The organism is Janthinobacterium sp. TB1-E2 (assembly GCF_036885605.1).
Taxonomy (GTDB): domain Bacteria; phylum Pseudomonadota; class Gammaproteobacteria; order Burkholderiales; family Burkholderiaceae_D; genus Janthinobacterium; species Janthinobacterium aestuarii.
Map to the genome: position 1 here is coordinate 4,253,454 of NZ_CP142523.1, position 12,210 is coordinate 4,265,663.

At 64.2% G+C, this 12,210-nt stretch carries 10 protein-coding genes; 2 read left to right on the top strand and 8 right to left on the bottom strand.

Annotated features, from left to right (window positions below; all coding sequences use genetic code 11):
• Nucleotides 1-5: 5 nt before the first annotated feature.
• The 7 genes from OPV09_RS19055 to OPV09_RS19085 form a co-directional block, all read right to left on the bottom strand.
• Nucleotides 6-1,562, bottom strand: a complete 1,557-nt coding sequence (locus tag OPV09_RS19055; protein WP_338679116.1) for an MBOAT family protein — start codon at nucleotides 1,560-1,562, stop codon at nucleotides 6-8.
• 156 nt (nucleotides 1,563-1,718) lie between these two features.
• On the bottom strand, nucleotides 1,719-2,909 hold the full coding sequence (gene prpF / locus OPV09_RS19060) for a 2-methylaconitate cis-trans isomerase PrpF (RefSeq protein WP_338679117.1): 1,191 nt from the start codon (nucleotides 2,907-2,909) through the stop codon (nucleotides 1,719-1,721).
• A 99-nt stretch (nucleotides 2,910-3,008) separates the two neighbouring features.
• Nucleotides 3,009-5,603 carry a Fe/S-dependent 2-methylisocitrate dehydratase AcnD gene (acnD, locus tag OPV09_RS19065; RefSeq protein WP_338682315.1) on the bottom strand — a complete coding sequence of 865 codons (2,595 nt, stop codon included), beginning with the start codon at nucleotides 5,601-5,603 and terminating at the stop codon, nucleotides 3,009-3,011.
• A gap of 11 nt (nucleotides 5,604-5,614) precedes the next feature.
• The gene (gene prpC / locus OPV09_RS19070) at nucleotides 5,615-6,769 is read right to left on the bottom strand and encodes a bifunctional 2-methylcitrate synthase/citrate synthase (RefSeq protein WP_230516184.1); all 1,155 of its coding nucleotides are present in this window, start codon (nucleotides 6,767-6,769) and stop codon (nucleotides 5,615-5,617) included.
• Nucleotides 6,770-6,838: 69 nt separating this feature from the next.
• Complete coding sequence (prpB, locus tag OPV09_RS19075) at nucleotides 6,839-7,726, bottom strand: methylisocitrate lyase (protein WP_070304753.1); 888 nt, start codon at nucleotides 7,724-7,726, stop codon at nucleotides 6,839-6,841.
• Between the two features lie 368 nt (nucleotides 7,727-8,094).
• Complete coding sequence (locus tag OPV09_RS19080) at nucleotides 8,095-8,343, bottom strand: hypothetical protein (RefSeq protein WP_034751890.1); 249 nt, start codon at nucleotides 8,341-8,343, stop codon at nucleotides 8,095-8,097.
• 123 nt (nucleotides 8,344-8,466) lie between these two features.
• Entirely contained in the window at nucleotides 8,467-8,703 is a 237-nt protein-coding gene (locus tag OPV09_RS19085; RefSeq protein ID WP_070257673.1) for a hypothetical protein, read from the bottom strand.
• Between the two features lie 176 nt (nucleotides 8,704-8,879).
• Between OPV09_RS19085 and OPV09_RS19090 the strand changes: the two genes are divergently transcribed.
• Together OPV09_RS19090 and OPV09_RS19095 are read left to right on the top strand one after the other, a co-directional pair.
• The gene (locus OPV09_RS19090) at nucleotides 8,880-9,737 is read left to right on the top strand and encodes an MBL fold metallo-hydrolase (protein WP_338679118.1); all 858 of its coding nucleotides are present in this window, start codon (nucleotides 8,880-8,882) and stop codon (nucleotides 9,735-9,737) included.
• 121 nt (nucleotides 9,738-9,858) lie between these two features.
• On the top strand, nucleotides 9,859-11,289 hold the full coding sequence (locus tag OPV09_RS19095) for an MFS transporter (RefSeq protein WP_338679119.1): 1,431 nt from the start codon (nucleotides 9,859-9,861) through the stop codon (nucleotides 11,287-11,289).
• Nucleotides 11,290-11,303: 14 nt separating this feature from the next.
• Here OPV09_RS19095 and OPV09_RS19100 read toward each other — a convergent pair whose 3' ends face one another.
• Nucleotides 11,304-12,209, bottom strand: a complete 906-nt coding sequence (locus tag OPV09_RS19100; RefSeq protein ID WP_338679120.1) for a LysR family transcriptional regulator — start codon at nucleotides 12,207-12,209, stop codon at nucleotides 11,304-11,306.
• Nucleotide 12,210 lies beyond the last annotated feature (1 nt).

Here is a 12,210-nt window from a genome sequence, read left to right on the forward strand (position 1 = left end):
GTCCCCTAAAATTGAAAGTACAGGAATTCGGCGGGCCGGTTCAAGGCCAGCGTGCTCGCCAGCGCCAGCGCGGCGATGGCGGCGGCCCACGCGGGTGAGGCGCGCCAGGTCAGCCTGCGCAAGCCGCCCAAACCGCCCGCCCCTGCCGCAGCCTGGCCGTCCTGGAAGTCCAGCGCCGGCTCGAAGCGCCGCATGATTTGCTGCGTATTGGGCATGGCGAAAACCAGCACGGCCGCCATCGCGATCCACGTCCAGCTTTCGACAAACGCCATGCCGCCGCCCAGATAGAAGGACACGCCCATCGACGCGAGCACGGGCTGCGCCGGCAGCAGATAGGGAGCCAGCGCATCGGGCAAGGCCAGTCCGTAGCCGCCGCCCATGCCTGTTAATATTGTCAGAGCACTGTCCATATCGGAAGCGCGGAAGAAAACCCAGGCGATGCAAACGGCGGTAAAAGTGAGGCAAGTCGCCACGACATTGCCCGCACGCGTATCGGACGGCAGGTGAAGCGTGCGCGCCACCGTGCCCCAGCCCTTGTGGATAGCCAGGTAAGCGCCATGCAGCGCGCCCCAGACGATGAAATTCCACCCGGCGCCATGCCACAGGCCGCCCAGCACCATGGTGATCATCAGGTTCAGATAGCGCCGCGCGGGCCCGCAGCGCTTGCCGCCCAGCGGGATATACAGGTAGTCACGCAGGAAGCGCGACAGGGTCATGTGCCAGCGGCGCCAGAATTGCGCGATATTGCGCGCTTTGTAGGGCGAGTCGAAATTGAGCGGCAGGCGCACGCCAAATAATCTCGACAAGCCGATGGCCATGTCGGAATAGCCGGAGAAATCGAAGTACAGCTGGAACGCGTACGCCAGTACCCCGCCCCAGGCGGCCAGCAGCGATGGCGCGGCCGGATCGCTGAACAGCGGTGCCGCATACGGGCCGATGTTATCGGCGACCAGTACTTTTTTCGCCAGCCCGATGATGAAAATCGTCGAGCCGATGGCCACATTCCTGCCAGATAGCCGGAAGATGCGCTTGTCGGCGAACTGCGGCATCATCTCCTTGTGGTGCAGCACAGGGCCGGCGATCAGGTGCGGAAAATACGTGACGAACAGCAGATAGTGGACAAAGCGGCTTTCCCGCGCCTTGCCCTGGTAGGTATCGACCAGGAAGGCGATCTGCGTAAACGTAAAGAACGAGATTCCGATCGGCAGCACCACGTGCAGGACGGGCATCGGCTGCGCCAGCAATTGCGCCAGGCTGGCAACGAAGAAACCCGCATACTTGTAATAGGCGAGCATGCCCAGGTTGGCGGCGATAGCCGCGATCAACAGGCCCTTGCGGTGGCGGATGCGTCCCGGTCCCAGCAAGGTGGCGCAGCCGTAATTGAAGACGATGGAGCCGAGCAGCAACGGCAGGTAGCGGTAGTCCCACCAGCCATAGAAAAACAGCGAGGCGCCGGCCAGCCAGGCGGCGGCCCATGACTGGCTGCGCCGTCCCAGGATGAAAAAGCCCGCCACCGTGATGGGCAGATACGCAAACAGGAAGACGTAGGAGTTAAATAGCATCTGTTCACCAGTCAGGAAGTGTGGGAGGCGGCCAGCGCCTGCACTACGCTCACGCGCATCGCGGCTGACGCCCCCCATTTTCCTTGTCGCTCAGTTTCTTTGCTAGCAGAAATATCAACTGATCTGCATGCGCATCCGCCTGTTTCGCCTGGCAGCTTAAAACGCGTCGCCGGGTACGCGCACGACACCTTCCATCAGTACGCGCGCGCTGCGGCTCATGATGGCCGTGGTGACGCTCCATGCGCCATCGGCCAGCGCCGCTTCCGCGCCCACCATCAGGGTGCCGGACGGGTGGCCGAAGCGTACCGAATTGCGGGGACCGCCGCCGGCCGCCAGGTTGACCAGGGTGCCGGGAATGGCCGCCGCCGTGCCGATGGCCACAGCGGCCGTGCCCATCATGGCGTGGTGCAGCTTGCCCATGGACAGGGCGCGCACCAGCAGGTCGATGTCGCCCGCTTCCACCTGCTTGCCGCTGGACGAGACATAGCCGGCCGGCCTGGCGACAAACGCCACTTTCGGCGTATGCTGGCGTTTCGCCGCTTCATCGAGGTGGGAAATCAAACCCATGCGCAGGGCGCCATGCGCGCGGATGGTTTCGAAGCGGGCCAGCGCGGACGGATCGCCGTTGATGGCGTCCTGCAGCTCCGTGCCCGTGTAGCCGATGGCGTCCGCGTCGACGAAAATCGTCGGGATACCGGCGTTGATCATCGTGACTTTCAAGACGCCGATGCCGGGCACGTCAAGGTCATCGACGAGGTTGCCGGTGGGGAACATCGCGCCACCGCCGCCCTCTTCCTCTGCGGCCGGATCGAGGAATTCCAGTTTCACTTCGGCGGCCGGGAAGGTCACGCCATCGAGCTCGAAGTCGCCCGTTTCCTGTACTTCGCCATCCATCATGGGGACGTGGGCGATGATGGTCTTGCCGATATTGGCTTGCCAGATGCGCACCGTGGCGATACCGTTCGCAGGCACGCGGGCGGCGTCCACCAGGCCGCTGGCAATGGCGAACGAGCCAACGGCGGCCGACAGGTTGCCGCAGTTGCCGCTCCAGTCGACAAACGGCTTGTCGATGGACACCTGGCCGAACAGGTAGTCGACGTCGTGCTCCGGCTTGGTACTTTTCGCCAGGATCACCGTCTTGCTGGTGCTCGAGGTGGCGCCGCCCATGCCGTCGATCTGCTTGCCATACGGGTCGGGGCTGCCGATCACGCGCAGCAGCAAGGCATCGCGCGCCGTGCCCGGCACTTGCGCGCTGGCGGGCAAATCCTGCAGGCGGAAGAACACGCCCTTGCTGGTGCCGCCGCGCATGTAGGTGGCGGGGATTTTGATTTGGGGGGTGTGGGTCATTAGAGTTCCTGCGTTGAATTGCTGATTAAACCCAGAGGCAAAGAGCTGGGGTCAGACCCGTCGGGTCTGACCCCTGATTTACGTTGCATCAATCGTGGATTACGCGGCTTTCGAAGACTCGAGGAAATCCTGCGCAAACCGTTGCAGCACGCCACCGGCCTCATAGATCGACACCTCTTCCGCCGTATCGAGGCGGCAGGTGACGGGCACTTCGACCGTTTCGCCGTTCTTGCGGTGGATGACGAGAGTCAGGGTGGAGCGCGGCGTACGCTCACCGACGACGTCATAGGTTTCGCTGCCGTCCAGGCCCAGGGTCTTGCGGTTCACGCCAGCCAGGAACTCCAGCGGCAAGACGCCCATGCCCACCAGGTTGGTGCGGTGGATACGTTCAAAACCTTCGGCCACGATGGCTTCCACGCCAGCCAGGCGCACGCCCTTGGCGGCCCAGTCGCGCGAGGAACCCTGGCCATAATCGGCGCCGGCGATGATGATCAATGGCTGCTTGCGCTCCATGTACACCTCGATGGCTTCCCACATGCGCGAGATTTTGCCTTCCGGCTCGATGCGCGTGAGCGAACCCGCCTTCACTTTGCCGTCCTCGATGACCATTTCGTTCTTCAGGGTCGGGTTGGCGAACGTGGCGCGTTGCGCCGTCAAATGGTCGCCCCGGTGCGTGGCGTAGGAATTGAAATCTTCCTCGGGCAAGCCCATCTTCGCCAGGTATTCGCCGGCCGCGCTATCGAGCATGATGGCGTTCGATGGCGACAAGTGGTCGGTGGTGATGTTGTCGCCCAGGACCGCCAGCGGACGCATGCCCTTCAATGGGCGCGCGCCAGCCAGCGCGCCTTCCCAGTACGGCGGACGGCGGATATACGTCGTCTGCGGACGCCAGTCGTACAGGGGGCTGACCTTGATGCCGTCGTCCGCCTGCGCGGCGAACATCGGAATGTACACCTTGCGGAACTGCTCCGGCTTGACGCTGGATGCGACGATGGCGTCGATTTCCTCGTCGGACGGCCAGATATCTTTCAGTAAAATCGGCTTGCCGTCCGCATCATGGCCCAGCACATCCTTCTCGATATCGAAGCGGATGGTGCCGGCGATCGCATACGCCACCACCAGCGGCGGCGAGGCGAGAAAAGCCTGTTTCGCGTACGGGTGGATGCGGCCGTCGAAGTTGCGGTTGCCCGACAGGACGGCCGTGGCGTACAGGTCGCGCGATACCACTTCATCCTGGATCACGGGGTCGAGCGCGCCCGACATGCCGTTGCACGAGGTGCAGGCAAACGCCACGACGCCAAAGCCCAATGTTTCGAGCTCCGGCATCAGGCCCGCTTCCTGCAGATACAGTTCCACGGTTTTCGAGCCGGGCGCCAGCGACGATTTCACCCAGGGTTTACGCGTGAGGCCCAGGCGGTTCGCATTGCGCGCGATCAGGCCGGCGGCGATCATGTTTCGCGGGTTGTTCGTATTGGTGCAGCTGGTAATGGCCGCGATGATGACGGCGCCGTCCGGCATCTTGCCCGGCTCGTTCTCGACCACGCCGGAAATCCCGCGCGCGGCCAGTTCCGACGTCGGTACGCGGTTGTGCGGGTTCGACGGTCCTGCGATATTGCGCACGACGGACGACAGGTCAAACGTCAATACGCGCTCATACTGCGCGTCGACCAGGCTGTCGGCCCACAGGCCCGTCTCTTTCGCGTACAGCTCCACCAGTTTCACCAGTTCATCGTCGCGGCCCGTCAGTTTCAGATACTTGATGGTTTGCGCGTCGATGTAAAACATGGCGGCCGTGGCGCCGAATTCCGGCGCCATGTTGGAAATCGTGGCGCGGTCGCCCAGGGTCAAGTGCGAAGCGCCTTCGCCAAAGAATTCCAGATAGGACGAGACGACCTTCTGCTTGCGCAGGAACTCCGTCAGTGCCAGCACCGTGTCCGTGGCCGTGATGCCGGGCTGCGGTTTACCCGTCAGCTTGACGCCGATGATGTCGGGCAAACGCATCCACGAGGCGCGGCCCAGCATCACGCTTTCCGCTTCCAGGCCGCCCACGCCGATGGCGATCACGCCCAGCGCGTCGACCATGGGCGTATGCGAATCCGTGCCGACCAGGGTGTCGGGATAGGCCACGCCATCCTGCACCTGGATCACGGGCGACATGCGCTCGAGGTTAATCTGGTGCAGGATGCCGTTGCCCGGCGGGATCACGTCGACGTTTTTAAACGCTTTCTTGGTCCAGTCGATGAAGTCGAAACGGTCTTCGTTGCGGCGGTCTTCGATGGCGCGGTTCTTGGCGAAGGCGTCGGGGTCGAAGCCGCCGCATTCGACGGCCAGCGAGTGGTCGACTACCAGCTGCGTGGGCACCACCGGGTTGACGAGGGCCGGGTCGCCGCCCTGGGCCGCGATGGCGTCACGCAGGCCGGCCAGATCGACCAGGGCCGTCTGGCCCAGGATGTCATGACAGACGACGCGCGCGGGGAACCACGGGAAATCGAGGTCGCGCCGGCGTTCGATGAACTGGCTCAGCGAGGCGTCCAGGGTGGCCGGGTCGCAGCGGCGCACGAGGTTTTCGGCCAGTACGCGCGAGGTGTAGGGCAAGGTGGCGTAGGCGCCTGGCTGGATCGCATCGACGGCGGCGCGCGTGTCGAAGTAGTCTAGCTGGGTGCCCGGCAAGGATTTGCGGTACAGGGTATTCATAGGGGTGCTCATTATTTGCGGTCCTTGATCGGCACGAATTCCAGGTCTTCCGGGCCCACGTAGTTGGCGCTCGGGCGGATGATCTTGTTGTCGATGCGCTGCTCAATGATGTGGGCAGCCCAGCCCGAGGTGCGCGAGATGACGAACAGCGGCGTGAACATCGCCGTCGGCACGCCCATCATGTGGTAGGACACGGCCGAGAACCAGTCCAGGTTCGGGAACATGTTCTTGATTTCCCACATGACCGATTCCAGGCGCTCGGCGATGTCGAACATTTTCGTGGAGCCGGCTTCCTGCGACAGCGAACGGGCCACTTCCTTGATGACCACGTTCCGCGGGTCGGAGATCGTGTAGACGGGGTGGCCGAAGCCGATCACCACTTCCTTGTTGGCGACGCGCTCGCGGATATCCGCTTCCGCTTCGTCGGCGTTGTCGTAGCGTTTCTGGATCTCCAGCGCCACTTCATTCGCGCCGCCGTGTTTCGGGCCGCGCAGCGCGCCGATGGCGCCCGTGATGGCCGAATGGATGTCCGAACCCGTGCCGGCGATCACGCGGCTGGTGAAGGTCGACGCGTTGAATTCGTGTTCCGCGTACAGGATCAGCGAGGTATGCATGGCTTTTTCCCACGACGCTGACGGTTTTTCGCCATGCAGCAGGTGCAGGAAGTGGCCGCCGATCGAATCGTCGTCCGTTTCCACTTCGATGCGCTTGCCGTTATGGCTGTAGTGGTACCAGTACAGCAGCATGGAGCCGAACGACGCCATCAGGCGGTCGGCGATGTCGCGCGCGCCCGGTGCGTTATGGTCGTCTTTTTCCGGCAAGGTGCAGCCCAGCACGGACACGCCCGTGCGCATCACGTCCATCGGGTGGGCGGCGGCCGGCAGCGCTTCGAGCGCCAGTTTCACGGCCGACGGCAAGCCGCGCAAGGATTTCAGTTTGGCCTTGTAGCCTTTCAGTTCCGCAGACGTCGGCAGCTTGCCGTGCACCAGCAGGTAGGCGATTTCCTCGAACTCGCAGCTGTCGGCCACGTCCAGGATGTCATAGCCCCGATAGTGCAAATCGTTGCCGGTCTTGCCGACCGAGCACAGCGCCGTATTGCCGGCGGTAACGCCGGACAGGGCGACGGATTTTTTAGGCTTGAAAGTGGCGGCTTGCGGTGCGTTCATTGATTTCTCCAAAAATTGACTAGTCTCGGTTGCGTCACTGCGGGGCCGACATGCGGCCCCTGCTTCTGTTTATTTCTTTTGCGCGGCGAACAGCGCATCGAGTTTTTGCTCGAAGTCGTGGTAATTGATCGATTCATACAGCTCCATGCGCGTCTGCATGGTGTCGAGCACATTCTTTTGCGTGCCGTCGCGGCGCAGCGCCTGGTAGACGTTTTCCGCCGCCTTGTTCATGGCGCGGAAGGCGGACAGCGGGTACAGCGCCAGGCCCACGTGGGCGCTGCGCAACTCGTCCAGGGTGAACAGCGGCGTGGAACCGAATTCCGTGATGTTGGCCAGGATCGGCACGTTGACCGCCTTGGCGAACGTGGCGTACATGTCCAGGTCCGTGATCGCTTCCGGGAAGATCATGTCGGCGCCCGCTTCGACGCAGGCGACGGCGCGCTCGAGCGCCGCTTCCAGGCCATCGACGGCCAGCGCATCGGTGCGCGCCATGATGACGAAGTTCGGGTCCGTGCGCGCATCGACGGCCGCCTTGATGCGGTCGACCATTTCTTCCTTGCTCACGATTTCCTTGCCCGGACGGTGGCCGCAACGCTTGGCGCCCACCTGGTCTTCGATGTGCAGGGCGGCCGCGCCGAACTTGATCATCGATTTCACGGTGCGCGCCACGTTGAAGGCGGACGAACCGAAACCCGTGTCGGCGTCGACCAGCAGCGGCAGGTCGCACACGTCGGTGATGCGGCGGATGTCGGTCAGCACGTCGTCCAGGCTGGAAATGCCCAGGTCGGGCAAGCCCAGCGAGCCGGCCGCGACGCCGCCGCCGGACAGGTAGATGGCCTTGTAACCGGCGCGCTTGGCCAGCAAGGCGTGGTTGGCGTTGATGGCGCCGACTACTTGCAACGGGGATTCTTCCTGGACGGCCTTGCGGAATGCGGCACCTGCGGAGTATTGAGTCATGTGTTCACCTTATGGGTTTCGGATGGTCCCGAATGTTTCACGGAGTGGCTATGAGCATCAGTATTGCAAATGCCGTGCCAGGCCGCTTCTGTCTAGGCGGAAAACGCCGAATGCAGAGTGAAAAGGCAGGCAAACGGCCATGAGGCCACGAACGGTGTGCTGTGACGCAGCGGAACAGCGATGTCACGTTTGGCGTCAAAAATGTTTCAATATTGTTTCATGAAACTTATTTTGAAACATTTATTGAAACGCGAAACAGACGGGTAGACAAGGCGATGAAAGCCCAGGCTGGCAAGACGCGCAATAAAAACAGCCGGCGGGCGCCGGCTGATTTATACAACTGATACCACTGATACTATCAGGGCAAACTAGGCCAGCCGCACCAGTGGATTGGCGATGATGTTGTCGATCTGGCGCACGGCTTCTTCGCAGGCGGCGGCAATGGCGCCCTCCTCGTCGTCGCGCACGAACTGCATGGTCGAGCCTTCGAACACTTCCAGGCCTTCCGCCGTGGCGCGTTCGATGTCGCAACTGGCCGACCATTTGCCGTCGGTGGTGGGCACGGCCAGGGGAACGATTTCCCAGCCTTTATAGTGAATTTTAGAACTGCTATTCATGGGGTGCCTCCTTGGTGACTGACTCAATACTGGAAATCGTAGCATGAAGCGCGACTGGCAGCGACGTGTTTCACGCGCCGGCCATAGCCAGGCGCACTTTCGGGCTAAACGATTTACGCTGGCTCAAGGGCGCAGCAGATTATCCACTTCCGTCCTGGCCACTTCCAGGCCCGCCGTGCAAGCCGTTTCAGGGGCCGCGTAGCCGCCCAGGGTGCGGCTGCGCGTGATCGCCTGCGCCTCGGGTTCACCTTCGCGCTGCAGGCGGTAGGTAAAATCCCATAAGTCGTCGTTATCCTTTTGCGGGGTCACCGAAATCGTAAAACCGCGGTATTGTTCGCTGCGTGCAGTGATATCGTTCATGAAATCCTCCTTGGAAGAATGAGGTTAGCACGCGGCAAGACACAGGGTGCGCACGGTAGTCGCGCGCGGAGCCCTCCCCCTTATCTGTTTTTCGCATGTTAAATGTTAATTTTCAACATTTTTTGAACGAACTCTGGCGATATAATGTTATTCCCTGCCCGCCCCCTGCCGCCGTGATGACTCCACAAATCCAAGCTTTTTTCGACCCCGCCACCGCCACCGTCACCTATGTTGTCTACGAGGCAGATGGGCGGGACTGCGCCATCATCGACTCCGTGCTCGACTACGACCCGAAGGCGGGCCGCACCTCGACCGCCTCGGCCGACAAGGTGATCGCCTTCGTGCGCGAACACGGCTTGCAATGCCGCTGGCTGCTGGAAACCCACGCGCACGCCGACCATCTTTCCGCCGCGCCCTATTTGCAGCAGCAGCTGGGCGGCGACGTGGCCATCGGCGCCGCCATCCAGACGGTGCAGCAGGCGTTCGCGGCCGTCTACCACCAGGATGGCGCCAGGGCCGACGGCTCGCAGTTCGACCAGCTGTTCGCGCCCGACCAGGTCTTTCATATCGGCCAGCTGGAAGTGCGCGCCCTGCACGTGCCCGGCCACACGCCGGCCGACCTGGCCTACCAGATCGGCGACGCCGTGTTTGTCGGCGACACCTTGTTCATGCCGGACGTGGGCTCGGCCCGCTGCGATTTTCCCGGCGGCTCCGCTTCCCTGCTGTACCGCTCCGCGCAGCGATTGCTGGCGCTGCCGCCGCAAACGCGCCTGTTCATGTGCCACGACTACCCGCCCAACGGCCGCGAAGCGCGCTGGGAAGTGACGGTGGCGGAACAGCGCGCCAGGAATATCCACCTGCGCGACGGCATCACGGAAGAACAATTCGTGGCCATGCGCACCAGCCGCGACGCCACCCTCGACATGCCGACCTTGATCCTGCCCGCCATCCAGGTCAACATCAACGCTGGCAAGCTGCCCGAACCGGAAGACAACGGCGTGCGCTACCTGAAGATACCGCTCAATGCGATCTAGCCTGGTGATGTAGTTCCCTCACATGGCGTCAGACGCAACAACACAATGCACATGCTGCGTCTTCCGCCATGCCAGATCCCTCAGTACCATGTGGTGACCCTATCCGAGGATCCGCCACGCCATGCAACCACCGTCAAAATCCGCACCACCCGAGCAGCAGGCCATCACGCTACCCGTGCGCGGCGCGCTTGCCAGCCTGTCCCTGGCCATGCTGCTGCCCGCGCTGGGTACCAGTATCGCCAACGTGGGCTTGCCCGACATGGCCAGGGCCCTGCATGCGCCGTTCCAGGATGTGCAATGGATCGTGCTGGCCTATCTGCTGGCCATCACCGCGCTGATCGTCAGCGTGGGCCGCCTTGGCGACATGGTCGGCCGGCGCCGCCTGCTGCTGGCCGGCATCGCGCTGTTTGCCGTCGCTTCCATCCTGTGCGCGCTGGCGCCCACCTTGTGGCTGCTGGTTGCCGCGCGCGCCCTGCAGGGCCTGGGCGCGTCCGTCATGATGGCACTGACCATGGCCTTTGTCGGCAGCACCGTGCCCAAGGCCAGAACGGGCAGCGCCATGGGCCTGCTCGGCACCATGTCGGCCATCGGCACCACGCTTGGCCCTGCGCTGGGCGGGCTGCTGATCGCGCGCTTCGGCTGGCAAGCCATTTTCCTCGTCAACGTGCCGCTGGCCGGCGTGGCGCTATTGCTGGCCTGGCGCTACCTGCCGGCCGACCAGCGCGGCGCCAACGCCAAGCGTCCCGTGTTCGACCACCGCGGCACCATGCTGCTGGCGCTGACCCTGGCCGCCTATGCGCTGGCGATGACGCTGGGCCGCGGCCATTTCGGCATGCGCAACGTGGCGCTGCTGCTGGCCGCCTGCGTGGGCGCCATCGTGTTCGTCCGCGTTGAACTGAAAGCGCCCGCGCCGCTGATACGCCTGGCCATGCTGCGCGCGCCCGTGCTCAGCGCCGGCCTGGCGACCAGCATGCTGGTGTCGACGGTCATGATGTCCACCCTGGTGGTCGGCCCCTTCTACCTGGCGCGCGGCCTGGGCCTGGGTACGGCCGCCACCGGCATGGTGCTGGCGGCCGGGCCGCTGGTGGCGGCGTTCTGCGGCGTGCCGTCCGGCTGGCTGGTGGACCGCTACGGCGCGCAGCGCATGGGCGGCGCGGGCCTGTGCGGCGCGGCCTTCGCCTGCCTGGCGCTGGCCCTGCTGCCCGCCAGCCTGGGCATTGCCGGCTACGTCGTCCCGATCATGCTGCTGACGGCCAGCTATGCGCTGTTCCAGGCAGCCAACAATACGGCCGTGATGGTCGATATCGTTCCCGAGCAGCGCGGCGTCATCTCCGGCATGCTCAATCTGTCGCGCAATCTGGGCCTCGTCACGGGCGCCTCCGTGATGGGCGCCGTCTTCGCTGCCGGCACCAGCGATATCGCCAGTGCTCCGCCGGCCGCCATGATAGCCGGCATGCACGCCACCTTTGGCGTGGCCAGCGTACTGATACTCGCCGCGCTGGCCATTTTCGTGCTCGGGCGCGCCATGAGCAAGGCTGGAAAGCCCGCATGATGCGCGCGGCGGCATCAGCCCGCGTTGATCCGGGCCGCGCAGGCGTCGACCACGCAGCCGCGCAGCCAGCGGTGGGCCGGGTCCGCATCCATGCGCGGATGCCACATCAATGACACGGTCAGCTCCGGCATGCGCAGCGGCAGCACAAAGGTAAACATGCCGGCGCGCAGATTGCCCGTATGCCGCTCCGGCACGGTGGCGATCAAGTCGGAGCCGGCCGCCAGCGCCAGCGCCGCCGTAAAGCCGCCGACGATGCTGGCGATCGTGCGCTGCAATCCCAGGGCGGCCAGCGCGTCGTCCATCGGTCCCGTATCCTGGTCGCGCCGCGCCACCAGCACGTGCTGGCCGGCGGCATAGCGTTCGGCGCTGATCTCGCCCTGCGCCAGCGGATGGCCGCTGCGCACCACCCCCACGAAACGGTCGCCGAACAGCCTGCGCGTGCGCACTTCCGGGCTGGTGAGACTGCCGATCACGCCCGTTTCCAGGCCGATGCTGCCCTCGCGCAGCTGCGCGCTTTCGCGGTCGAGCTTTTGCACGAAGCGCAGGCGCACGCCAGGCGCCTGCGCGCCGATATGCGCGAGCAGCGCCGGGCCGAAATTTTCCACGAAACCGTCGCTCGAACGCAGCGTGAATGTTTGCGCCAGCTGGCGTGGGTCCAGCTGCTCCGCCGGTCCCAGCACGGCCAGCACCTCGCCCAATAAGAGGCGCACTCTTTCGCGCAGCTCCAGCGCGCGCGGCGTGGGGACCAGTTCACGGCCGGCGCGCACCAGCAGCGGATCGCCCGTCGTCTCGCGCAGGCGCGCCAGGGCGCGGCTCATGGCCGATGGACTCAGGCGCAAGCGCCGCGCCGCGCGCGTGACACTACCCTCGGCCAGCAGGACATCGAGGGTAATCAACAGGTTCAGGTCGGGTAGCGACATT

What these genes read in the sequence shown, in the direction of transcription:
- OPV09_RS19055 (WP_338679116.1), bottom strand. Translation starts at nt 1,562, where the DNA reads ATGCTATTTAACTCCTACGTCTTCCTGTTTGCGTATCTGCCCATCACG.
- prpF (WP_338679117.1), bottom strand. Translation starts at nt 2,909, where the DNA reads ATGACCCACACCCCCCAAATCAAAATCCCCGCCACCTACATGCGCGGC.
- acnD (WP_338682315.1), bottom strand. Translation starts at nt 5,603, where the DNA reads ATGAATACCCTGTACCGCAAATCCTTGCCGGGCACCCAGCTAGACTAC.
- prpC (WP_230516184.1), bottom strand. Translation starts at nt 6,769, where the DNA reads ATGAACGCACCGCAAGCCGCCACTTTCAAGCCTAAAAAATCCGTCGCC.
- prpB (WP_070304753.1), bottom strand. Translation starts at nt 7,726, where the DNA reads ATGACTCAATACTCCGCAGGTGCCGCATTCCGCAAGGCCGTCCAGGAA.
- OPV09_RS19080 (WP_034751890.1), bottom strand. Translation starts at nt 8,343, where the DNA reads ATGAATAGCAGTTCTAAAATTCACTATAAAGGCTGGGAAATCGTTCCC.
- OPV09_RS19085 (WP_070257673.1), bottom strand. Translation starts at nt 8,703, where the DNA reads ATGAACGATATCACTGCACGCAGCGAACAATACCGCGGTTTTACGATT.
- OPV09_RS19090 (WP_338679118.1), top strand. Translation starts at nt 8,880, where the DNA reads ATGACTCCACAAATCCAAGCTTTTTTCGACCCCGCCACCGCCACCGTC.
- OPV09_RS19095 (WP_338679119.1), top strand. Translation starts at nt 9,859, where the DNA reads ATGCAACCACCGTCAAAATCCGCACCACCCGAGCAGCAGGCCATCACG.
- OPV09_RS19100 (WP_338679120.1), bottom strand. Translation starts at nt 12,209, where the DNA reads ATGTCGCTACCCGACCTGAACCTGTTGATTACCCTCGATGTCCTGCTG.